Source organism: Arcicella aurantiaca (genome assembly GCF_003148625.1).
GTDB lineage: Bacteria > Bacteroidota > Bacteroidia > Cytophagales > Spirosomataceae > Arcicella > Arcicella aurantiaca.
This window is the reverse complement of record NZ_QGGO01000036.1, coordinates 23780-49355: the sequence shown is the minus strand read 5'-3', so window position 1 is coordinate 49355 and position 25576 is coordinate 23780. Positions and strand designations below refer to the sequence as shown.

Below are 25576 nucleotides of genomic sequence, written 5' to 3'. Positions count from 1 at the left end.
GAAGGCTGGAAGCCTGATAATAGCCGTCACTCGCCAGAGGCAAGCGACTAAAAGTAAAACATATAAAAACCCATGAAACAAATTTACATTTTAACCATCTTTTTAATCAGTACGATTACTACTTTCGCCCAAAATATCACGGGTTCAATATCGGATGCGGAAACCCAAAAACCTTTGGCGGGCGTAACCATCAAAATTAAAGGGAAAACTTCGGGTACTGTTACTGATTCAAAGGGGCTATTTTCTTTAAAATCTAATGAAAAATCGCCTTTTACTTTAATCGTTTCTATGGTTGGTTATGAGCGTCAGGAAGTGAAAGTTTCGGATAATAATACATTGTCAATTGCCTTGAAAACGGGTAATGAATTATTAGAACAAGTAGTGGTATCGGCTTCCAAAGTAGAAGAAAATATCATGAAATCGCCCGTTACGATTGAGAAAATGGACATTAGAGCCATTCAACAAAGTCCTTCTGCTAACTTTTTTGATGCCTTAGTCAATCTAAAAGGTATCGACATGGTAACGAGCAGTTTAACCTACAAAGCCATCAACACTCGTGGATTTAATTCTACTGGAAATGGTAGATTTCTACAAACAGTTGACGGCATGGATAGCCAATCGGCAGGGTTAGGTTTTGCCATGGGTAATCTTTTTGGACCACATGATATTGATGTAGAAAGTGTAGAACTAATACCAGGGGCAGCTTCGGCTTTGTATGGACCTGTGGCTTTTAATGGTTTACTTTCTACTCGTACCAAAAATCCTTTTGATTATCAAGGACTTAGTGTTCAAACCAAAATTGGCGTAAACCATATTGGCGATGGAACAGACTTTGGAGCAAAGCCAATGGTTGATTTAGCCTTGCGTTATGCCAAAGCGTTTAACAATAAAATAGCTTTCAAAATCAACATTTCTCATTTAGGCGGAACGGATTGGTACGCTAACGATTTAACAGATATTGATGCCAACACCGCCGAAGCAAGTCGTGGAATAAATAACTCAGGAAAAAATCAATTGAATATTTATGGTGATGAAGTTGCACAGACAATTGCGGGCATCGGGCGAGTATCACGCACGGGTTATGAAGAACGATATTTGGCAAATTATGGTGTGCGGAGTACCAAAGTAGGCGGTGCTTTGGTGTATCGGTTTAACGATAATTTAGAAGCAAGCTATCAAATTAGTTATAGCGAAAGTGTTGCACAATACACTGGAAGTCAGCGTTTTGGAATAAATGGCTTTGCCTTTACACAACACCGTTTAGAATTAAAAAATAATAAGTTTTATCTCAGAGGATATTCAAGTCAGGAAAATTCTAATAGTTCTTATCAAATCCGTTCATTGGGGCAATTAATCAATAAAACTTGGGTAAAAGACCTCAATGGCAATACCGTAGCTCTCCAAGATGCCGATGCTACTTGGTTTCAACGTTATACTGCTGCTTTTACGGGTAAAATTTCGGGTATTTCTGGGAATAGTGATGCTACCGCAAGAGGTTTTGCCGACCAAGGAAGAATTTTGCCAAATACTCCTGAATTTGAAGCCGCTAAACAAAAACTCATTGAAACACAAGGGCTTAGCGGTGCAGGGATTTATAGCCATTGTGGGTTAATTCATCTTGAAGGAATGTATGATTTTAGTTCTGATTTGAAATTTATGAATCTGCAAGTTGGCGGAAATTTTAGAAAATTCGCTTTGGATACGCAAGGAACTTTATTTGATGATAAGGGTAAAAATTTGACTAATCAAGAATATGGATTTTTTGCTCAGGCTTCAAAATCATTGTTAGAAGAAAAGGTAAAATTAACATTATCAGGCAGATACGATAAAAATGAAAACTTCGAGGGACGATTTACGCCCCGTGCTTCCTTAGTATTTAGTCCAAAAGAAAATCAGCATTTCAGAGCAAGCTATCAAACTGGTTTCCGCAATCCGACCATTGGCGACCAATACATCAAATTGAATGCAGGACCAATTATTATTTTAGGTGGAGCTCCCGTAAATTCAAAAGATACCAAAGAAGCCAATGCGTACAGCAATTCTTATACAATTGCTTCAGTGAGTGCGTTTGGGGGAGCTTTTGGCAAAGAAGTAGCCAGTGGAGTGCCTTTTCCTGTGGCGGTTGCTAATAACAAAGACAAATTGGTGAAATCGAATGTGGCGTATATCAAACCAGAACAAGTACAGAGTTTTGAGGTTGGTTATAAAGGTTTATTGACCGATAAATTATTGTTCGACATCAATTATTATAACAGTCAATACAAAGATTTCTTGATAAATACCGTTGTGATGGCACCCAATAGTGATGTTTTAGGAGCAGACGGAAAATCAAATTTCAATGCGGCAACGGATATTTTAAGCGGTAAAACACAACTCTATCAACTTTATACTAATGCAGCAGACAAGGTTTCTATTCAAGGTATTAGCGTTGGATTATCTTATGTTTTACCTAAAAACTATCGTTTGAATGGCAATACTACGTGGTCAGACTTTAATATTTTAGATGCCAATCCAAGTAATATTCCTGCTTTCAATACGCCCAAATGGAAAACCAATTTGACCTTGAGTAATGCTAAATTAACCGAAAAATTAGGATTTAGCGTGGCATGGCATTGGCAAAGTGCTTTTGATTGGTACGGTACATTTACCACGCCACTTCCCGGCAAAATCAATGCGTATAGTTTAGTGGATGCTCAGGTAAGTTATAGAGTTCCCAATTTAAAAACTATCGTAAAAATAGGAGCAAGCAACCTCACCAATCAATACGTTGTACAGGCGTATGGCTCGCCAGCCGTGGGTGGACTGTACTATGTGAGCTTGAATTTTGATGAATTGTTTAGATAAAATTCTTAACACGGAATCTTTCTCGTGTTACATTTTACAAACCCCAAACCACATGAACCCCAAAAACAATTACATCGCCTTTACCTTTTGCATGATTGTTTACCTCTTTGGCGGAACGGTATCTACTTTAATGTCGGCATCGTTGCCCGTTGCCGTTCCTGAATTATTAGGTGGAAATGTCTCATATAAATCTTGAAAATGACCTTCCCGGAATAAGAGGATTAATGGCTTTCAGACCTGATACTGCTCATCCTCTCAATATCTTAGCTGAAACCTTACTCCGTTCAGATGAAGGATTAACGAAGGGCGAAAGAGAACTAATTGCCGCCTTCGTTTCAGCTTTAAATGATTGTTTTTTCTGTCAGAATATTCATGGGGCAGTAGCTCAATATTATGCTACTGACGATGAAAAGTTAGTACAAAAAGTAAAGGCTGATTATCAAAATGCCCCCATTTCAGATAAAATGAAGTCACTTTTGAGCATTGCCAAAAATGTACAACAAGGCGGAAAATTTGTAAATAAAGACCAAATTCAGAAAGCAAAAGAGGAAGGAGCAAGCGATATTGAAATTCACGATACGGTTCTGATTGCCGCTGCTTTTTGTATGTTTAATCGCTATGTAGATGGTTTAGGAACTTTTGCCCCTGATGCTCCAGAAATGTATAAAGAAAGGGCTAAAAATATTGCTGAAAAAACAGGTTATGCCAACTCAAACCCCAACTAATAACCCATGAAATCCCTTTTCTATATTGGTATTATCGGACTCATCATTTTTGAGATTCTCAATGTCTATTTCATTATGCCTATGCCAGGTAGTCAGCAAATGAGAAGTATTGATATAGCTTATTTCTTGCATACTTACCGCTGGGTTTTTAGACTGATATTGGGTGTTTTGATACTCTTGGGTGTGATGCAAGCCTATCGTTCCCAAAAGTGGCTGGCTATTATAGCTTTGTTGCTGATTGCAGGAGTTAGTTATGCCTTCAATTTTCAGATGGCTGCCGATGTTATGTTTTATCAACCTGATAATCTTCAATTGGTAGGAACAAAAATCAATAAAGTTAAGCCAACCAGATTGGTTTTAGGCGTAACTATCAATGGCGAAGCAAAAGCCTACCCAATTTATTTAATCGGTTATCATCATCAAGTAAGAGATACTTTGGGCGGAAAACCCATTATGGTTACTTACTGCACCGTTTGCCGAACAGGACGAGTTTTTGAGCCTTTGGTAAATGGGAAACCTGAAAAATTTAGATTAGTAGGCATGGATCATTTCAATGCTATGTTTGAAGATGAAACAACCAAATCTTGGTGGAGACAAGCCAATGGTGAAGCCATTACGGGCGAGTTGAAAGGTACGTATTTACCCGAATTAGAAGCTCAGCAAACGTCTTTGGATACATGGTTGAAACTTTATCCTGATTCCAAAATCATGCAACCTGACTTGAAATTCAAAGATAATTATGACAGTACAGCTAAATATGAATCAGGGAAATCGAAAAAAGAATTGACAGGTACGGATTCTCTCTCTTGGAAACGTAAATCGTGGGTGGTAGGTATTCAGCTCAATCAAGAAAGTATTGCCATTGATTGGAATCGTTTATTAAAAGAACGAATTGTCAATATTCAAATCGGCAATAAACCCGTAGTAGTAGCTTTGGCATCTGACAATAAAAGTTTTTTTGCCTTTGAAAGACCTGATATTCAAATGAAATTTAGCCTTAAAAATGATTCTTTAATTACGCAAAATCGACGTTTTGATTTGAAAGGAACAAATACTGATTTAAAAATTTCTCTCAAAAGAATAAATGCCTATCAAGAATTTTGGCATAGTTGGCAGACATTTCATCCTAAAACAAAGCGTTATTGAAGACTACATCGTGGTGGCTTAACCCCCAAATTTCAGGACAGATTTTTCAGTTTGTTAGTTTTAGTTTTTTCATATCTATACCTCTGTTTAAGAGAAATCTATATGGACTTTTGTACTTGACTCCCGAGTGAATTCTTTTAAAATTATAGAATTCTCTAAATTGATTCATGGTAAGAATAGCATCGTTTAAATCATCAAACTCGTAACGTTTGCAGACGACACTTTCCATGATACTATGATAAGATTCTATGATGAGCGTTCTGTTCTGGCGTAGCTGGTTTTGCGGAGTGCCGCCCAGTAAACTCTTGGATGATATTTTTATTTTGGAAATACTGTTGAACTAAGTCTGCGATGAATTGACTGCCGTTGTCATTTCTAACATAAAAATTATCAGGTAGTTCATAAGTTTCAAAGATTTTGTCGAATAAAATAACGACATCTTCTTGACGGATAGTCCACTTGATAATATGTTCCATATTCCATCGACTGAAAACATCAATCACAGTTAATACTTGGGCATTTGTTTTTTTACCTTGTATGTAAATATACTTAATATCAAACTCAAATCGGACCGCCGATGCGGTAAGTGAATTCTTTTATGGGCTTTGGTACTAATTCTTTCACCCATTGACGTTTAGTAAACTCACGAGAGCCTTTATCATTGCATAAAAGGTTATTGGCTTTCATCAGGCGGTAAACTCGGCAGGCGTTCCTGTTCTTAGGATTGATGACATAATTTTTCTCTTCTCGTAAGAAAAACGTTACTTTCAAATATCCATAATCAACGAAAGGTTCGGCTAATAAAGTCTTAATATGTTCAACAACAAGTTCATTATCATCATATCCCCCAGTTGTTTTTTGGGTGTTTTTTGAGAAAACTCTCCCTACTTTTTGAGCTTCCAATTTGGGTTTATAGTAGAAAGAACTTCGGCTAATTTCACAAATTTTGAGGACTAAACTCTTGGTGATTCCTAAGTTTATACAAGCCTGAGCCACTGAAAGCCTTATGGTTTTAGTTAAGGACTTTTTTTTAGAAGTTCGTTTTGAATTCTAATGATTAATTCTTTTTCAGCCACTAACATTTTGAGTTCGTAGTTCTCTTTTTTAATTCTTTCGAGTTCTGGATTTTTGTCCGCTACAACTTTTGCCATCAGTCCTTGTTCTCCATCTTTATCAAAATGACGTTCCCATTTATAAAGCGTGGTACTCGAAATTTCAAGTTGACGAGAGGCTTTTCCGACCCCTTCTCGTTTCATTAATTGGACAGCTTCGAGTTTCTCGGAAAGACTCCAATTACGTCTGTGATTGCTCATAATTTCGTAAAGTTATTAAAACATTGTTTACGAAAAATCTGTCCAGTTAATTAGGGGGTTCGGGAGAAATGTAGAACATTCTAATACGTTCTTAATCAGTGGAATATTAGTTGAAATAATTTAAACAACTTCTTATAATGTGACAGACAAAGCAGGTTCTAAGTCTTTTTGAAAGGAGATTTTAACATTGCTTTGCTTTTAAGTATGGATTTGTTGTTTTTCTTGATATGAAAATATTTATAATAGCTGTTTGTATATGCTTTATGGCTTTCTTCCATATTGAGAATGTTCATGGACAATATTTTAGTTATCTGACGACTAAAGACGGCCTATCCCAAAATCGGGTGAGGGCGATTGTAAAAGATAGATATGGTTTTATGTGGTTTGGTACTTGGAATGGGCTTTGCAGATATGATGGTTACAAATTCAAAATATATAAAAATCACCCCAAAGACCTCCGTTCCATTGCCAGCAATCGAATCCACTATATTTACAAGGATACTTCTGGTGATTTGTGGATAGAAACCTTCCCTTCAATCATTTGTCGCTATAATTATCAAAGCGATGATTTTACTCGGTTCAAAAGTAGTCAACTCCCCAAATCAATACGAGATTCTACCAAACGACAGTTGAGTCTTATAAAAATTCAGCATCTTGCTCCTGAACTTCGTAAAACAGTTGGACTTTTTGACCTTTCTCCGACAAAAGAGAATATTGTTTTTAACTTAAAACCTTCTACCGAAGGAGGACTCAATGACAATAATATCAATTGTGTTTATAAGGACGATGATGCCGTATTGTGGTTAGGGACAACCACAGGAGGTGTCAACAAAATAGCCCTAAATCCTAAACCTTTTCATGCTTATTCTTTAGCTAATATTCTTTCTTCGACTTCTACAATTGCACTAAGAGCCATATTGACAGACTCCGCTGATATTTGGGTTGGAACACAAGATAAAGGTGTTTATTGTTTAGACAGACAGTCACTTGTTCCTAAAAAGTTGCTTGGACTTCAAACTGAAAAAAATATCCGTGCTTTATTGAAGGATAGTGAAGGAAATATTTGGATTGGAAGTCGAACGGGACTCGACAGATTTAGCCCCAAAAGTCATAAAACAGTTCATTATTTTAAAGACAAAAACAGTCAGTTTACTCGCTTTTTCGCAATAGCAGAAGACCCTTCCGACAAATCTATTTGGATTAGTAGTACAAATGGTATTCTGAAATATAATCCTCGGAATAACACTTTTCAAAAACAATCAATTCCATCTTCCTTGAGTAGTTCTGGAGCGGGTTGTTTGTTTTTCGACTCAGCACATCATTTATGGATTGGTTCTGAATATGCTGGTCTGGCAAAAGTAGAACGTGAGGCTAATAGCTTAAATATCAATCGTATCATATCTTACAGAGCTGATGGAAATAAGCCCCTATTGCTCGACAATCGGGTGTATTCGATAGTGCAAGACGAAAAGGGAACAATATGGGCAGGAACGGCAAATGGCTTAGTGAGTATAAACAAGAATGGCAAAATTAGAATCTTTGGGCAAAATGATGGATTACCTGATACCTATATTACCAAAGTGCTGACAGACAAACGAGGATATATTTGGATTGGGCATAAACTGGGACTTTCTCGTTTAAGTATTGCAACAGGAAATATTCGGAATTATACTATTAAGGAAAACACCCCGAACTTTGAATTTACGGATGCCTCAGGTGGTATGGACACCAAATCAGGCGAGTTGTTTTTGGGTAGTACAGAAGGATTTGTGTCGTTTTTGCCACAACAAATTAAGGATAATCCTAAAATCCCGACAGCTTATTTTACTGATATTACTGTTCAAAATAAACCCGTTACACTCGGCGAACAAGTAAATGGTAGAATATTACTACAAAATCCTATTTCGCAGACCAAAGAGCTTACGTTTACCTACGATGATCATTCTTTTTCTATCGAATTTGCTGCTTTAGAATACATTGCCCCACAACGAATTAGGTATGCTTATCAACTGAAAGGCATTGATAAAGAGTGGATTATGACTGATGCTAAACAAAGAGTTGCCAGTTATTCAAATTTACTTGCTGGTCGTTATCAATTACAAGTAAAAGCTACCAATAGTGATGGTATTTGGAGTACGAAACCTACTGTGTTACAAATCAATATACTTCCTCCGTGGTGGCGTACTTGGTGGGCATATATATACTATTCAATGGCAATAGCATTACTCCTTTATGGTATCTTTAAAGTTATAAAAACTCGCCAAGAATATGATAAAAGCCTCTTTGAAGCAAAGCTACAAACTGAAAAAGCCATAGAAATAGATGAACTTAAATCTCGTTTCTTTACCAATATTTCACATGAATTTAGAACGCCACTCAGTCTGATTATTGACCCCATTAATGCCTTACTATTGGGAAAAGTTTCAGCGGAAAAAGAACAAAATTATTATCAAATTATTCATCGCAATGCCAGTCGGATGCTTCTGTTGATTAATGAATTATTGGAGTTTAGTAAGTTAGCCTCTGGCACTCGAAAACTTCATATTCAGCAACAGGATATAGTTTTGTTTATTCGACAGCTTGTGACTTCTTTTGAGTATCGTGCTGAAAAACAGCAGGTTGACCTGCAATTTATAACAAGTTTGGATATGCTCATTTGGGGATTCGATGCCGAAGCACTTAGCAAAATTCTCTATAATTTACTTTCAAATGCGTTAAAATTTAGTCCAGACAAAAGTGCTATTATCATCAAACTTGAGGTAATTAGTACCATACAAGATGAAGTAAGCATATCTGTGCAAGATGCTGGTTTGGGTATTCCTGCAAATCAATTGACTACGATATTTGAACCTTTTGTTCAGGTAGATACCTTTCAGCAATCGAGTTTGGAAGGCACAGGACTTGGGTTATCATTGACCAAAGAATTAGTAGAACTACATCAAGGAAAAATTTATGCTACGAGCGAGCCATTTGTAGCCACTATTTTTCAATTTACCTTAAAAAATTTAGCAGAAAATAAAGCGTTAATTCCTGTTTCTGATTCAGTACCGCAAGTTGATTTACGAGAACAATCTCCTCAGCAAGCACATTCAACAATCGTATTATTGGTAGAAGATAATGACGATATTCGACAGTATTTAAAATCTGTTTTGGAAAATTCTTATCAAATATATGAAGCAAAAAATGGGAAAGAGGGTTTTGAAAAAGCTCAAGAAATTATCCCAGATTTGATTATTACAGACCTGATGATGCCCGAAGAAAACGGTTTAGTATTTTGTCAAAAAATCAAAAAAGATGAACGGACAAGTCATATTCCTGTGATTGTGCTTACTGCCAAGCATTCGCAAAGTACAGAGGTAGAAAGTTATGATTTTGGTGCAGATGCTTTTGTGGCTAAACCCTTTGATACCACGGTGCTTCAAAGTCGTATCCAGAATTTATTACATTCTCGCAAAAAACTTCAAGCCTTGTTTGGTACATCCACAACTTTTGACGCACAAGTGTCTGGGATGAGTGAAATAGACCAACTTTTTATCAATAAAGTAAACGATTTGATAGAAAATAATCTGTTGAATGCCAGCTTGAGTGTGGATTGGTTAGCCGATCAATTGGCACTTAGTAGAACCCAATTGTATCGCAAAATCAAAGCACTTAGCAATCAATCGGTTCATGATTTTATCAGTGTGATTCGACTCAAAAAAGCGACTGTATATTTAAAAGAAAAGCACACGGTAACAGAAACAGCCTATCTCGTTGGATATTCTGACGCTACAACATTCAGCAGGGCTTTTCAAAAACAGTATGGACAAACCCCCAAAAAATTTGGAAGTGCCAATCAGTCATAAAAGCCTATTTATGTATCAAAATGCCTGTTTTTTGGTATAATTTGCCGATATTTTTCATTAGGGTACGGGTAATTTTGCTGCTCAAAACCATAATTATTTTCCTAATGAATTGCTTTAGACGTGTACTTTTACCCTTTTATTTGTCTGGACTTGTTGTGCTGATGCTTGGATTATTTTCCCCAAAAACCTTAGCACAAAAAAGTATAGAAATTGTTTCGAAACCTCAAGTCGGAGCTTTTCCTATTGTGAGTGGCAGCACTGCTACCAATATTGTAGTGGAAACAGAAAATGCTGAAGTAGTCAACATCGCTGCTGAGGCTTTGGCTTCGGATATTCATCAGATTTCAGGTATCAAACCCAAGGTCGTTCATGAACTCCAATCGACTCCATTTCTTATTATTGCTGGCACACTTGACCATTCGCCTTTGATACAACAACTGGTAGCGTCGAAAAAATTGGATATTAGTAAAATTCAACATAAATGGGAATCTTTTACCATTGCGACTATCAATAATCCTTTCCCCAAAATCAAACAAGCCTTAGTAATTGTAGGAAGTGACCGCCGTGGCACGGCTTATGGCTTATTTGAAATTTCTCGATTGGCAGGTGTTTCGCCTTGGCAATGGTGGGCTGATGTACATCCTAAACCAAGAAAAGCACTTTATGCTATCAACGGCAATGTAACTGTTGGTGAACCATCTGTAAAATATAGAGGCATTTTTATTAATGATGAAGACTGGGGTTTGAATGCTTGGTCTAAAAGAAAAATGGATACCGACATCAAGGATATTGGTCCTAATACTTATAGTCATGTGTTTGAATTGTTGCTACGCCTCAGAGCCAACATGATTTGGCCAGCGATGCACGATAGTACCAATGCTTTTTGGTATTATAAGCAAAATCCCAAAGTTGCAGATAAGTATGGTATTGTGATTGGCTCAACGCACTGCGATATGATGCTCAGAAGTAATACTTTTGAATGGGGGAAAAACTATGCAAATGAGTATAAGCAGAAACCCAGCGAATATCGCTATGATAATAACAAGGCTCAAATTTACCAATATTGGGAAGACCGAATCAAGGAAGCTCAAAACTATGAAGCTATTTATACCATCGGAATGCGTGGTGTTAGAGATGGGTCAATCGTTGGGCCAACTACCAAAGAAGGTAAAATTCAGTTATTGGATGTTATTTTTAAAGACCAAAGAGAGATATTTGAGAAATACCTTGGTGGTGTCGCCAAAACACCTCAGATATTTTGTCCATACAAAGAAGTGCTCGATTTATACCGAGCTGGTTTGAAAGTTCCCGAAGAGGCAACTTTGATATGGACAGATGACAATTTTGGCTATATTCGTCAACTTTCAAATCCTGAAGAGCAAAAACGTAGTGGTGCCAGTGGCGTGTATTATCATTTATCCTACCTTGGTGGTCCACACGACTATTTATGGCTTACTACAACATCGCCTTCGTTGATGTCTTATGAAATGACCAAAGCGTATCAATTTGGGGCAAATAGACTTTGGGTACTCAATGTTGGAGATATAAAACCTTCCGAAATGGAAACGCAGTTTTTCTTGGATATGGCTTGGGATGTCAACAAATGGAATCCTGAAAATGCTTCAAAATATGCTGAATATTGGGCTAACAGCACATTTGGTAAAGAACTTGCTCCTGAAATTGCTTCTATCAAAAATCAATATTTACAATTGGCTCAAAATGGCAAGCCCGAACATCTGGGTATTTTACAATTTGATGATGAAGCAAAACAATATCGAATTCAAGCTTATAATCAACTAATGAAACAAGTTGACAAGCTTAAAAAACGTGTTCCGTCGTATCTGCAAGATGCCTTTTTTGAATTAATCGAATATCCCGTTAAAGGTGCTGGGCTCATGAATGATAAAATTTTCTATGCCGAATGGAGTCGTCAGATAGCCCTATCCAATAAACCTTTAGCCATTGAATACACCCGAAAGTTGGCAGAGGCGTTCAAACAAATTCAGGCACTTACTCATCATTATACCACAGCTATTGAAGGTGGAAAATGGGATCATGTCATTACTTATGCTCCTCGAAATTTAGCTGTTTATGGAATGCCACAAGTCGGTGTCCCTGAGATTTTGGACAGTACTATCAAAGCACCCAAAGTGTATGACCGTCGATATTTAGACACTACGCCTGTCAGTGCCTCTTCTCAAACAGATTCATTGACGATTTTTGCGGCTGATTTCCTAAAAAAACATACCATCAATCATGAACAAATCATGACAATCAATGGACTTGGATTAGGTGGTAAAAGTATTAGTCGTTATCCTTTTACGGGCATATCTTTCAAAGAAACTTCCTTCGAAAATGCCCCTTATGTTGACTATGAGTTTTTACTGAAGCGAGGAAATTACGAATTTTCGGTAAAATGTTTGCCTACCCATGCCATTCATGCAGGTAGAAATCTCTTGCTTGGGGTATCTTTCAATCAAGAAAAACCGAGTTTTGTAAATTTTGCCAATCTGAAAGAAGACAAAAAATGGTCTGCCAATGTTCTTCGTGGCTTTGCCGAATCGACTATTCCATTTACGAGTACAAAATCCCAAAAAGTAAAGGTTCGCCTTTATCTGATGGACACTGGCTTGGCAATTAGTCGCTTAGATATGAAGTTGCTGAATAAATAATTATCCATAAATACTTGAATGTTAAATCAATAGCATAATATGAAATTTGTATTTTCTTTTCTCATTTTCCTATTATTAGGCTTTCCAAATATGGCACAAGTGCCTACTCAAGCCGAGAAAATATATTTATCTGGAACAGATGTCAAACACCCGAAAGTATGGCAATTCAAAGTTTCGGATGGTCGAAAGGCGGATGTTTGGTCTGACATTAACGTGCCAAGTCATTGGGAACAAGAGGGCTTTGGGACATATAATTACGGTCGAGATGATGTTAGTTTTGGCAAATTGTTTAAATATGCCGACGAACAGGGTTGCTATAAAACAAGCTTTACAGCTCCCAACACTTGGAAAAATAAGGAAATTTGGATTGTCTTTGAGGGTTCAATGACCGATACCGAAGTAAAAATCAATGGAGAATTAGCAGGGAAAGTACATCAAGGTGCTTTTTACCGTTTTAAATACAATATTTCTGATAAACTCAAATGGGGACAATCCAATCTTTTGGAAGTAAAAGTCAGCAAAATGTCGGCAGAAAAAACGGTCAATAATGCTGAGCGTTTAGCAGATTTTTGGATTTTTGGAGGCATTTTTCGCCCAGTATTTCTTGAAATTAGACCTAAAGAAAATATCGATTGGATGTCGATAGATGCCAAAGCCAACGGGCAGTTTAAGCTAAAAGTACACCTCAATCAAAAGCTTGAAGGTAGAGAAGTTATTGCTCAAATTTTGGATAAACAGGGAAAGCAAATTGCGACAACGAGCACTATTATTGCTCGAAATGACTCAACGGCATTGTTACAAACAAATGTTTCCAGTCCCGCATTATGGACAGCCGAAACGCCTCATTTATACCAAGTAAAAGTCCAACTCAAGAAAGGCAAAGAACTTCTTTATACGACTTCAGAAAAATTTGGTTTTAGGACTATCGAGATACGAAAACAAGATGGTATTTATCTGAATGGTGTTAAAATCAAAATGAAAGGAGTAAATCGTCATGTGTTTTGGCCAGAATATGGACGAGCGACCTTTCCTGAAGGTGATTTGACTGACGTAAAACTCATCAAAGAAATGAATATGAATGCCGTAAGATGCTCACATTATCCTCCTGATGTAAATTTTTTACAGCTATGTGATTCATTAGGTTTGTATGTGATTGACGAGCTAACTGGCTGGCAAAAGGCTTATAATACGAAGGCTGGCGAACCTTTGGTCAAAGAAATGGTGATGCGTGATACCAATCACCCTTCTATTATTTTTTGGAGTAATGGCAATGAAGGTGGACATAACAAAGACCTTGACAATGATTTTAGTACTTACGATATATCAAACCGAACAGTGATTCATGCACATCACAAACCAGATAATGCCTTCAATGGTATAGATTGTAATCATTACGAAAATTATTATAGTACTCAAAAACTGTTGGCAGATACCAATATTTATATGCCAACAGAGTTTTTGCACGCCATGCACGATGGAGGTGGTGCCGCAGCGTTGGCAGATTTTTGGGAATTACATTGGAATGCCAAAAAAGGTGCAGGAGGTTTTATTTGGAATTTTGCGGATGAAGGCATTATGCGTACTGACCACCAAAATATCATCGACATCAATGGTATCAATGCCCCTGATGGAGTTGTTGGTCCACATCGAGAAAAAGAAGGTAGTTTTTATGCCATCCGTGAGATTTATTCGCCTGTAAAAATCTCAATGAAAGAACTTCCGATTGATTTTACGGGAAAAATACCTGTCGAAAATCGCTATCATTTTACGAACCTCAATCAATGTACTTTTCGTTGGCAATTAGTCAAATTTAAAGATAAAGCCGACAAAGAGTCAGGATATACAGTTGAAAAATCTGGAATCGCCTTTGCACCTAATGTATTGCCAACTGAGTACGGAACATTACAATTGGATTTACCAACAGATTGGCAAACTTATGATGGTCTTGTACTACAAGTGTCTGATAACCAAAATAGTGAGTTGTATCGTTGGGTTTGGAAAATTAAAAGTAACGAAACTTTGCTCAAACCATTGCTTCAAATTTCAGCAAATCAACCAACTACTGCTACGGAAACGGATAGTTTGATTATCTTGAAAGCCAATGGAATTGCAGTAAGTTTTCATAAAAATACAGGGAAAATAATCCGTCTCACAAATGATTACAGTGCCAAGCTTTCTTTTACAAACGGCCCTGTTTTGGTGAGTGGCACAGCTTCTTTTGCTGAAATAAAACACTATCCCGAAAATGATGCACAAGTAGTAGAAGTACAATACCAAGGAGATTTAAAGAAAGTTCGTTGGAAAATGAATGCTAATGGTTGGCTTGAAATGGAATATGAATATACCCTCAACGGCAAATATCCATTTGCAGGAATCAGTTTTAATTATCCCGAAGGCTTAGTTTTAGGAGCTAAATGGTTGGGAAAAGGGCCTTATCGAACGTGGAAGAATCGTCCCCAAGGCATTACGTACAATGTTTATGAAAACCTTTACAACAATACGCAAACAGGAAATGCTCCTTGGATTTACCCCGAATTTAAAGGGTATTATGCCAATATTGTTTGGATGGAACTAAGTACTATGGAAGGAAAATTTACGATTGCTTCGCCTGATGATAACTTGTTTGTGCGTTTGTTCCAATTTTATGCCATCAACGGAGCTACGCCTCATCCCACTTTGCCAATCGGTGATATATCGTTTTTGGATGCAATACCTGCGGTAGGGTCAAAAATGGGTGTTAGTGCATCAGAAGTAAAAGGATTAGGACCATCGAGTGACCTAAATACGTTAGAAGGGACAAAAAAACGTAAGCTTCTTTTTTACTTTGGTGCTACGCCAAAATAATCTAAAAAAGTGCATTCTTTCATGCTTTAGGGAGGACTTCATAGAAATTCCCCGACGAAATGTGGACTTTTGTTAAACACCGAAAACAAGGTAAAATCGGACTACCGAAGCGGGTGGCTTTGGTATGCCTACGACCCCGATTCTTGCAAAATATTGGCTTTTCATATCGGAAAACGGAATGATTCAGCTTGTAAGACTTTGATGAAAAAACTGAGCCATTTACAGATTGATTCTTATCGAACCGATGATTGGAAGTCTTACAAAAAGAATATTCCACCCCAAAAACATATTATTGCCAAAGCTAAAACCACTCACATTGAGAGACACAACAGAGATTTTAGAACGCATCTAAAAAGGTTATGCCGAGAAACAGTTTGTTTCTCTAAGAAAGATGTTTGCACTATGGAATTATAAAAGCTTATATTTTTCTTAGAAATAAGTTTGGTTCACTTGTAAAAGCAGAGCATACATTTTAAATCAGTACCAAAATTAAATGTTTCCGAAAGTGTTTTATGATTGAAAAATGGTATATTTTCGATTGAAAATAGCGGGAATTTTGAAAGCATAGCAGAGAAATGGGGGGATGCCCAATCTTGAAAAATTTTCGCTATTTGTAGCCGAAAAGATGTTGTTTTACGACTTAAAACACTTTCGCAGGAAGTCTAATATGTCTGTTTGGGTAAAATATCTAATTATGGTTAAGCAATACCACTTTCTATCCCTAAAATCTGACTTATATCCCACAAATTTTGAGCGTGTGTAAAGGCGAAATAGTTTTGTTGCATAAACAAAAGCAGGAAGCCGAAAATGCTGATTCAGAGTAGGTAAAATTTACTAAGAACCTTAAAAAATGAAAACTTTAAAAATCCTTGGAATGATTCTGTTCATTGGTCTTACATTAACATCCTATGGCCAAGATAGGGGACATTCTTTTAGTCCTAATTATAAAGGCTATTATTATTTGCGAACAGCATTCACGGGCGATGCACTATCTCTTGAAAGCAATGGTTCGGCGAGTAATGTTATGAGTGGTGCATCGTTTATGTCTTCTCAAAAAGGTGCGACTGGAACAATGTGGAAATTAGTCCCAGATGCTAAAAACAAAGGGTGGTATCGCTTACAATCGAAAGATCAGGGCGATGGTAAATGTTTAGAAGCTAACACTGCTGGTGGAGAGAAAGACGGTCGGTCTTTTATGGATAACTTTCAAGATGTAACAGGTCAACTATGGCGATTAGACTTAGTGAGTGCCAACAATGGCGACCACCTTTATAGATTGCGAACAATGCTACATGGCAACAGTTTTTCTTTGGAAGGAAATAAACCTGATAATAAATCAGTATATTCTGGCAATGCGTTTATGGATAAAACTCAAAATGTTTCAGGTCAAATGTGGAGATTAGTGCCAGTACAATAAAACCATAATTATAGTATTGAGACATGATATTGTGAACGTAAAGAGGGGTAATATGACCAGGTATTTATGTCTCAATAGTATATAGTTGTCTCAAAACTACATATCCATTATTATTAAATTAGACTTCCTGCGAAAGTGTTTTAAGTCGTAAAACAACATCTTTTCGGCTATAAATAGCGAAAATTTTTCAAGATTGGGCATCCCCCCATTTCTCTGCTATGCCTTCAAAATTCTCGCTATTTTCACTCGAAAATATACCATTTTTCAATCATAAAACACTTTCGCAGGAAAGTCTATTAAAGCAAATAAAATCAACTTCCCGAAAGAGTTAAAACTTTTGGGAAGTTATTTAGCAATTATGCCGAGCCAACTCATTAAAATATCACTTTTACTAATCATGGCTTTGGCTACCTCTGGCTTCGCTCAACCGCTTAGTCTGCCCACCGAGAAGGTAAATAGATTGAAACAAAATTTGACTGAGGTTGTTGAAGACACCAATAGAGTGATTAGCTTATGGCATTTGGCAAGGTACCATACAATGACAGCACCTCACCAAGCAGTAATATATGCAACCGAGTCAATCAAACTTGCCAGAAAACTTAGTTACACCTACGGAGAATTGGTTTCTTTACAGGCGTTGAGCTTTGTCTCAACCATCACAGGCGATTGGCAAAATGGTATGCAGTCGGCTTATGAAGGCTTGCAGGTAAGTCAAGCAAAATACCCCAAGCTGGAAATCGTTTTTTATAATTTAATAGCTCTTGTTTACGAAAAACAGCAAGATAGCCAACACCGATTAGAATGGTTACTAAAGGCCAAAAATAACCCCGAAATAGAATCATTGCCCAATAATGGAAAATGGCTGATTTACCATAATCTTGGCGAGGTTTACGAAAATCTAAACGAATTTGACTTGGCCATGTATTACGGCAAACTAATGGATACGAGTTGCCGAAAATTGAATATCCCCATAGAGGTATCGTATGCCAATGCCATCATGGGAAGGGTAGAAAAAAAACGCAAAAACTACCCAGAGGCATTGCATTATCTGAGGATTGCGATGAGTTTCTCAAACAAATTTGGCAATCCATTTTTAGAATCTGAGCAGTCGGTTGATTTGGCGGGAGTTTTTCAGGCGATGAATCAGTCTGACTCGGCTATTTTTTATGCAGAAAAAGCATTAAAAGGCGGTCAACAATTCAAAAACTTAGTGCTTACCATAAGTGCTGCCAAACTTTTAGCTCAAATCTACGAACAAAAAAATCCAACCAAAGCAATCAATTATTTGAAAATAGTAAATGCCTCTAACGATAGCATTTACACTTCTTCGAGAATTTTTCAAACGCAAAATATTGTCAATACCATCAAACAACGTGAACGAGAATTGGTAGAAGCTAAAAAAGAATACGACTATTCTATCAGGCAAAATACGCTAATTGGCTTTCTTGCGTTTTTTGGGGTACTGACCATCATTTTGATTCGGAACAACCGTCAAAAACAAAAAGGTAATACGATTTTGAAAGATAAAAATCGAGAAATTAGTCTTCAAAAGGACAAAATTGAAAAAACGATGGAGCAAAAACAGATTCTCCTTTCTGAATTGCAGCATCGAGTAAAAAACAATTTGCAGTATGTTATCAGTATCTTAGAAATCCAAAAAGAATCAGTCAGTCATAGCAACATTGACGACTTGATAAAAAGCAACCAGAATCGGATTCATTCAATTGCTTTGCTCCATAAAAAATTAAATGTTTCCGAAAGTGTTAATGAGGTGGATTTGACACGGTACATAACCGACCTATCCGAACTCGTCAAGGATTCTTATGACATCAAAGAAAAGAATGTGGGTCTGTTTGTCACTTGTGAAATCGAGATTTTATCTATCACCAAAGCCCTGCCATTGGGTTTGATTATCGTCGAGTTGATTAGCAATAGCATGAAACACGCCTTCAAAAATCAAACAAAAGGCATCATTAATATCGAAATCAAACAAGAGAAAAACTCAAAAAAGAATTGCCTACACTACATCGACAATGGCATTGGCTTTGATTTTAAGAATGTACAAACCAAAGGGCTTGGGGTAGAAATCATGAAAGGACTGATTGACCAACTCAATGGCACTGTGGAAACGCAACTCAAAAAAGGGTTTGAACTGAAAATGTGTTTTTAACAACCGTCGCAATGAACTCAAAAGTAATACTAATCGTAGAAGATGATTTTCTGAATAGAAGACTCACTAAGAAAATTCTTCAAGAAAATAGCTATCAGGTTTTAGAAGCTAAAAACGCTAATGAAGCCTTGACAATTCTCAATAAAGAGTTGGTTGACCTCGCTATTCTTGACATCAATCTGGGTGATGGAGAAATGGATGGGATTAGTTTGGGGAATCTCATTCAAAACAAACAAAAAGTACCATTTATCTATCTAACTGCCTACGAAAATGCCAAAGTCATCAGCGAAGCTGTTGCAACTTCGCCCTACTCTTATCTAACCAAACCATTCAAAAACAGCGACTTGATAGCGTCTATTGAATTGGCACTCATAAAATCTTCGAAAGAAGACAAACCGAAACATAGTATTTTGGTGAAAGATGGTGAATATAAAGTTGAGTTATTGTTAGACGACATCAATTTCATCAATTCAGAGGGAAATTATTTACTCTTTTACACCAATGAAAAAACGTTTAAATCTCGGGCTACTATTTCGCAAATCTTAGAATTATTACCTCCCTCAAAATTCATTCAAATTCATAGGGCATTTATAGTTAACAAAGATAAAATTGAGAAGTATAGTGCTAAAAATGTAGTAATAAAAAATACGATAATACCACTTTCAAAGAAAGACCTTTTTGAGAAGTAAATAGAGTATTTCATTGAAAATGAGTCACTTTTGGAGGAGTAAAAGTTAAGATGGAGATTACCCTTTCTAAGCATGATTACATTTTAAAATATAATAGACTTCCTGCGAAAGTGTTTTAAGTCGTAAAACAACATCTTTTCGGCTACAAATAGAGAAAATTTTTCAACCGTAGCTCTGCTATGCTTTCAAAATTCCCGCTATTTTCACTCGAAAATATACCATTTTTCAATCATAAAACACTTTCGCAGGAAGTCTAATCATTTATCGCATATATTTAACACAGAAATCATCATTTAAACTGAAACACAATAGCTGTAAAATCTACAAATGAGACTCTTCTAAAACTGTATAAAATCCAAGCTTTAGGTTTAAAATTAAAAGCTTCTTTATATCAATTACAGTTAATAATATTTATTTCAAGTATGCGAACTTGAGCGGTGTTATTGTTATCACAATAGCACCGTTTTTATAGACCACTTTAATTGGGAAAATAAGGATATTGAAATAGGCTTAACGGTGAATCCAAAATCAGAACTAAGAACCAACACGTGATTCCAAGAATCTGAATCTAAGAACCAAAGCTTGATTCCAAGAATCAGAATCCCAAGAATCAAGAAAAGTATTGCGTTTAAAATAACCGATAGTATCCCTCCAAAATTTCCAGTCCAATCAAACGCCCGTTTAAATAGACAATTCTCCAAAATCAAAAAGTGGACTTTAGTGTTAATGAATTGGTATATATTTATTGTATATTATTCAAAGTATATTTTAATAGCTTGTTTGTAGATAAATATATACTTAATTTAGATGTGCTATAGTATCTATATACCTATGCACTGATTTTAACTCTTCGTTTTTATCTCCCTCCTTTTAATTGTCGAAGTCAGAAATGAATACTACCTAAATGAAAATTTAAAGTAGAACATTTGCCAAAAGTTTTGGGATATGCTAACATATTTGTTAATATCACCAATATGAACTAATTTTTGTGAAATTTACAATTGACCATTATAAATCAATTAACAAGAAAATAGTCCCAATGTCAGATAAGATTCTAATTTTTGATACCTTTTATGATACGTATAAATCAATGGGTTTGCCTACTGATAGTATATTGGATAGCGACAATTTCACAATTAATAATTTAAAACATCTCCATCCTACCTTACCATTCAAGTCAAATGGGTTTCGTCCCAACTACTTTTCATTTCTATTTGTCAAAGATGCTCGAGGAAAATACACAACAGATGATGTCTCTTTTGCTACTCAGCCAGGTACTATTTATTTTACAAATCCAGGTCATTATAAGTCTTTTGAATGGTTTGAAATAGAAGATGTTTGTTTGATAACTTTTACAGAAACGTTTCTTAGAGAGAATGTTCATCCTGATATTTTTAATGAATTTCCATTTTTGTTATCCGAAACCATATACCCAAGAACCTTGCCTGCACACGATTTTATCGAGTTTGAAGAAATTTATCTTCAGATTGAAAAAGAGTTTTGCTCTGCGTCTAAGTTTAAAAACAAAATATTAGGTAGCCTTTTGGTAGTATTATTATTAAAAGTAAAAGAATCGTTTTGGAAAGAGTACAATCCAATTTATGAGGGTAATAAAAGTTCTCAAATCGTAAAAACCTTTAAAACTAATTTAGAACAGCATTTTCGGGAATTGGTAGAGGGAAAAGTTACCAAACAATTAAGAGTAAGTGATTATGCGGCTTTACAAATGCTCAATGAAAGCTATTTGAATAATGTGATTAAAAGTAAAACGGGGAAAACAGTAAGCACTTGGATTTCGGATAAAATGATTGCTCAAGCAAAAGCTCTTCTCCACAATTCAGCATTATCAATTAAAGAAATTACCTTTCAATTGGGCTTTCTCGAAACCACACATTTTAGTAATTACTTCAAAAAATATACACAAACTACACCTGCATCCTATCGCAAATCCATGATTTAGCCCTCATTCTCTGAATCTTGTAAGTATTCCTATAATTCATGTATAATTCTGGCTGATTTTTCATTTCAACTTTGTATTGTCAATTTATTAATAACAATATAAAAAAAGAAATGAGAAGTTTAAACAACAAAGTAGCCCTTATAACAGGCTCAGCAAGAGGTTTAGGAAAAGCCATTGCCGAAAGATATGCTTCATTAGGTGCAGACATTATCATCAATTATTCAAAAGACAAAGCATCTGCTGATGAAGTAGTGTCTAACATTACCGCAATGGGTGTTAAAGTCATCGCTGTGCAAGCGGATGTCAGTAAGGTAAATGATATTCAAAAACTTTTTGATGAAGCCATTAATGTATTTGGCAAAATTGATATTGTAGTAGCAAATGCAGGCATTGAAATGGTAGAAACTCCAGTTACAGCTTTTACCGAAGAGCAGTTTGACCGTTTATTTTCTATTAACACAAAAGGGGCTTATTTCACCATGCAGCAGGCAGCTAAAGCGATTCAAGACAAAGGACGTATTATTTATATTGCTTCAAGTACTACGGTATTTCCTATACCAGGAATGGCTGTATATGGTGGCAGTAAAACCACTCCACGCTACATGGTAGATGTGCTTTCTAAAGAGATTGGACACCGAGGGGTTACCGTTAATTCCATCATTCCTTATGCTGTTGACCATTCTGGCATTTTTGCAGAAGAAGGCGGTTATCAAGAATTGCGAAAAATGATTATAGAAAGTTGCCCGATGGGTAGGATGGCTGAAGTGAAAGACGTAGCAGATGTAGCCGAATTTTTTGCCAGTGACCTTTCTTCGTTTGTGAATGGTCAACATTTGCTTGTGAATGGTGGTGCTACTCTATAAATTGAAAAGCATGGTAAAATTGAAAAATATCATACTTTTTTTGTTCGTAGGCAGTCAATTTGCCTGCGGACAATCTAACACAAAACATTCCCATCAAATTATACCATCAATGGAAATTAGTAAACTAACAAATCCAACTGTGAAGGCGGCCTTTGAGGCTTGGCAATCTGGAAATTCAGATGAGTGGCTTTCATTTTTTACCGAAGATGCCAAACTGTTAGACGATGGTCATCCTCGAAATTTTAAAAAGTTTTCAACAGAGGCTATCGGTCAGGAGTGGTTTACCAGTATCGAAGAAGTCAACGATAACGGATTGACTATTTACGGAGACTTTCACAGCGATAAATGGGGTGATTTCAAAGCTTATTTTAAGTTTTATTGCAATCGTAACGGGAAGTTTTATCAATTAGAAATAGGGCAAACTAAGTAGGAAAGGTTCTACAATAGCATACCCTCTAATTTAGAATGACTATTTGAAAAGTCTTAATTATTTCAAAAAACAATTATTTTTTAACAAAAAGCAAATAAAAAAATGAGAAGTATTTCAAAAATAGCCTTAGTAACTGGCGGTAGCCGTGGTTTAGGCAAAAACATGGCATTAAGCCTCGCAAAAAAAGGTATAAATGTAATTATTACCTATAATAGTAAACAAAATGAAGCAATGGATGTAGTTGCCGAAATTAAAAATCTTGGCGTAAATGCTGCTGCTTTACAATTAAATACAGGCAAAGTACAAAGCTTTGATTTATTTATTGAGCAGGTCAAAGATGTATTGAAAGCTGATTTTCAGACAGAAAAATTCGACTTTCTCATTAATAATGCAGGCATCGGTATTCATGCACCATTTGAAGCCACAAATGAAGAAGCCTTTGACGAATTATTTAACATTCATCTTAAAGGAGTTTTCTTTTTAACCCAAAAAGCATTATCAATTTTGAATGACGGCGGACGTATCATAAATCTTTCTACAGGTTTAACACGTTTCTGTAATCCGGGATTCGCAGCTTATTCGGCAATGAAAGGGGCTATTGAGGTGCTTAGCCGTTATCAAGCCAAAGAGTTAGGCGTGCGTGGTATTACGGTCAACACAATAGCACCGGGTGCAATCGAAACTGATTTTGGTGGTGGTTTAGTAAGAGATAATGAACATGTAAACAAACACATTGCGGAAGTTACAGCTCTTGGTCGGGTAGGTTTACCAAATGATATTGGACCTGTTGTTGCCTTTCTTTGTTCTGAAGAAGCCAGTTGGGTTAATGGACAACGAATTGAAGTTTCTGGCGGAATGAATTTATAATATCTTCCCCCAAAGAAAGCGTAATAAGGCTTAAAGCTTTGTTACGCTTTTTGCTCAGTTATATAGTTTATAGAGTGCGACATAACTTGTTAGCATTATATTTGACGACATTTTTAGAGGCTACCAAAATAAATCCTAAGATTGAATTTCTATTTACTTGGTCGGTCAGAGAGTTTAATTAAGAGGTTCATCTCTGTGGTTTTCTATTGTTTTCTCTGTGGCTCTCTGTGTAACCTCTCTATTTTAAAATGGTTTTGAATCCAACTTTCGTTTACAAACATCGAATATCGAAAACTCAAATTCTATCCGCATAAAAATCCAAAACCTTCGTTCTGAAAATATACTCGTATTTGGCTTGTACTACGCTTACACGCACTTTATCAATGTTATTTTTGGCAAGGGTATATTCCAAAGAACTCAAATTTCCTTCTTCAAATTTCTTCTTCGTCAGGTCAAAAGCTACTTCAAGAGCTGCTAATTGTTTGTTGATTAAACCTAATTTTAGATAAGCCGTTTGCATATTTCGGTAAGCCAATGCTACCGTATTTTTGACTTGGATTTGCGTAATATTCAGTTCATTTTCAGCTTTCAGTTTTGATAAATTGGCTTGCTGAATCTTTATTTTTGAATCAAAAGCATTGAAAATGGGTACTCTAACATTGAAACCAACGATGGTACTAAAATTATATCCTAATTGATTGGTATATCCTAATTTTTGAAAATCGCCACTGGGTACTTCAACTTGCTTGATAATATTTTGTTTCTGCCCGTTTGATAAAACATAGTCGTTTGATTTGGATTCAATAAATTTTGACGGTTTCCCATCTGAAACAAATCGTTGGTCGGGGGCAGCACTCGAATAATTTGTCCCCATATTCAAATTAGCACTAACACTTGGTTTATTGCTGGCTTCTGCCAAATCAATCCCAATTTCAGATATTTCTACCTTAGTTTTAGCTACATCTACAATAGATTGTGTGCCGATGGCACTTTGCATGACTGCATTGACAGGAAAACTATAAGGTTCTGTCGTGGATTGAACCATGTTTTTTGTATCAATTTCTATCGTTGTTTTATTTTCGTTCATTACCTGCAAAAGCACAATTTTTGCATATTCCAAAGCACTTTCTGCATTTGCTACGCCCAATTCTTCTCCCGAAATTTGGGCTTGAATATCAAACAAAACCGCTTTTGAAGCCATACCTTCTTTCAATAACGTTTCGATTCGATTGAGTTGAAAAGTTGAACTTTCAAAAATCTTCTTGGTAATTGCTAATTGTTCTTGGGCATTTAATACTTGAAAAAATGCTTCAATAACTTTGAGTTTGATATTTTCTTTAGTGGCATTCAATTCTTGTTGGCTCGACTTTGCTCCCAATTCATTCAAGCGAATATTATTACGCAAAACTCCTCCTTCAAAAACCACAACGGATGAATTGATGCCTAAATTTTGATAATTGGTATTTTGATTAATGATAACATTCGTGAAGGGGTCGATGATTCTACCAGAAGCAAAATTTTGAGAAAATGAACCGTTTACATTAGGGTACTGACTGAATTTTGAGGATATTATTCGGCTTTCGTTTTCTTGAATCTGATATTGAATTTGTCGTGTTTGAAGATTATTGGCAAGGGCTTTACTGATACATTCCTGCAAGGTCAATGGTTTTATAGTCTGCGAAAAACCTTGAATTGTATGTAACAACAAAACGAACACGGATATTCTGAACATAAAACGTATAGTAATCTATAATTTTGAAGTGGGTAATGTTTTCTATTTTACACCAAAAA

General features: G+C 36.2%; 19 protein-coding genes. 15 read left to right on the top strand and 4 right to left on the bottom strand.

The genetic code is table 11. The features are described from left to right. Positions 1-72: 72 nt before the first annotated feature. Genes LV89_RS22030 through LV89_RS22015 form a run of 4 tightly spaced genes read left to right on the top strand, consistent with a single transcriptional unit; the run spans position 73 to position 4715 of the window. Positions 73-2844, top strand: coding sequence for a TonB-dependent receptor (locus LV89_RS22030; RefSeq protein WP_109745094.1), 2772 nt, complete (start codon positions 73-75; stop codon positions 2842-2844). Between the two features lie 52 nt (positions 2845-2896). Continuing rightward, on the top strand, positions 2897-3040 hold the full coding sequence (locus LV89_RS25350) for a hypothetical protein (protein WP_158279661.1): 144 nt from the start codon (positions 2897-2899) through the stop codon (positions 3038-3040). Continuing rightward, a complete protein-coding gene (locus LV89_RS22020; protein ID WP_109745092.1) occupies positions 3021-3569 on the top strand; it encodes a carboxymuconolactone decarboxylase family protein in 549 nt (182 codons plus the stop codon). The genes LV89_RS25350 and LV89_RS22020 overlap by 20 nt, the downstream gene beginning before the upstream one ends. Before the next feature lie 6 nt (positions 3570-3575). Beyond that, the gene (locus LV89_RS22015) at positions 3576-4715 is read left to right on the top strand and encodes a DUF3179 domain-containing (seleno)protein (protein ID WP_109745091.1); all 1140 of its coding nucleotides are present in this window, start codon (positions 3576-3578) and stop codon (positions 4713-4715) included. 233 nt (positions 4716-4948) lie between these two features. Here the strand turns inward: LV89_RS22015 and LV89_RS25735 are convergent, their stop codons facing one another. Genes LV89_RS25735 through LV89_RS22005 form a run of 3 tightly spaced genes read right to left on the bottom strand, consistent with a single transcriptional unit; the run spans position 4949 to position 6028 of the window. Next, positions 4949-5254, bottom strand: coding sequence for a hypothetical protein (locus tag LV89_RS25735; RefSeq protein WP_229201577.1), 306 nt, complete (start codon positions 5252-5254; stop codon positions 4949-4951). Between the two features lie 22 nt (positions 5255-5276). After that, positions 5277-5711 (bottom strand): IS3 family transposase, encoded by a 435-nt coding sequence (locus LV89_RS25730; protein WP_229201576.1) that lies wholly within the window; start codon positions 5709-5711, stop codon positions 5277-5279. A 20-nt stretch (positions 5712-5731) separates the two neighbouring features. Then, a complete protein-coding gene (locus tag LV89_RS22005; protein WP_109745090.1) occupies positions 5732-6028 on the bottom strand; it encodes a transposase in 297 nt (98 codons plus the stop codon). Positions 6029-6255: 227 nt separating this feature from the next. On the opposite strand from LV89_RS22005, the gene LV89_RS22000 reads away from it, so the two are divergent. The 11 genes from LV89_RS22000 (at position 6256) to LV89_RS21950 (ending at position 23785) form a co-directional block, all read left to right on the top strand. Beyond that, positions 6256-9873, top strand: a complete 3618-nt coding sequence (locus LV89_RS22000) for a hybrid sensor histidine kinase/response regulator transcription factor (RefSeq protein ID WP_109745089.1) — start codon at positions 6256-6258, stop codon at positions 9871-9873. 104 nt (positions 9874-9977) lie between these two features. Further along, positions 9978-12545 carry a glycosyl hydrolase 115 family protein gene (locus LV89_RS21995; protein WP_158279660.1) on the top strand — a complete coding sequence of 856 codons (2568 nt, stop codon included), beginning with the start codon at positions 9978-9980 and terminating at the stop codon, positions 12543-12545. A gap of 39 nt (positions 12546-12584) precedes the next feature. Continuing rightward, on the top strand, positions 12585-15389 hold the full coding sequence (locus LV89_RS21990; RefSeq protein ID WP_109745087.1) for a glycoside hydrolase family 2 protein: 2805 nt from the start codon (positions 12585-12587) through the stop codon (positions 15387-15389). A gap of 69 nt (positions 15390-15458) precedes the next feature. Beyond that, positions 15459-15803, top strand: coding sequence for an IS1 family transposase (locus LV89_RS21985; protein WP_109745086.1), 345 nt, complete (start codon positions 15459-15461; stop codon positions 15801-15803). Positions 15804-16350: 547 nt separating this feature from the next. Continuing rightward, on the top strand, positions 16351-16806 hold the full coding sequence (locus tag LV89_RS21980; protein ID WP_158279659.1) for a hypothetical protein: 456 nt from the start codon (positions 16351-16353) through the stop codon (positions 16804-16806). Between the two features lie 337 nt (positions 16807-17143). Then, positions 17144-18976 (top strand): tetratricopeptide repeat-containing sensor histidine kinase, encoded by a 1833-nt coding sequence (locus tag LV89_RS21975; protein ID WP_146199230.1) that lies wholly within the window; start codon positions 17144-17146, stop codon positions 18974-18976. An 11-nt stretch (positions 18977-18987) separates the two neighbouring features. Further along, entirely contained in the window at positions 18988-19665 is a 678-nt protein-coding gene (locus LV89_RS21970) for a LytR/AlgR family response regulator transcription factor (protein ID WP_109745083.1), read from the top strand. Positions 19666-20704: 1039 nt separating this feature from the next. Continuing rightward, on the top strand, positions 20705-21625 hold the full coding sequence (locus LV89_RS21965; protein WP_109745082.1) for a helix-turn-helix domain-containing protein: 921 nt from the start codon (positions 20705-20707) through the stop codon (positions 21623-21625). Between the two features lie 110 nt (positions 21626-21735). Next, positions 21736-22488, top strand: a complete 753-nt coding sequence (locus tag LV89_RS21960) for an SDR family oxidoreductase (protein WP_109745081.1) — start codon at positions 21736-21738, stop codon at positions 22486-22488. Between the two features lie 109 nt (positions 22489-22597). Beyond that, positions 22598-22918: a nuclear transport factor 2-like protein gene (locus LV89_RS21955; protein ID WP_109745103.1), complete on the top strand. Its 321-nt coding sequence runs from the start codon at positions 22598-22600 to the stop codon at positions 22916-22918. A gap of 102 nt (positions 22919-23020) precedes the next feature. After that, complete coding sequence (locus LV89_RS21950) at positions 23021-23785, top strand: SDR family oxidoreductase (RefSeq protein ID WP_109745080.1); 765 nt, start codon at positions 23021-23023, stop codon at positions 23783-23785. A gap of 295 nt (positions 23786-24080) precedes the next feature. Here LV89_RS21950 and LV89_RS21945 read toward each other — a convergent pair whose 3' ends face one another. Then, positions 24081-25517: a TolC family protein gene (locus LV89_RS21945; RefSeq protein WP_109745079.1), complete on the bottom strand. Its 1437-nt coding sequence runs from the start codon at positions 25515-25517 to the stop codon at positions 24081-24083. Positions 25518-25576: the final 59 nt, after the last annotated feature.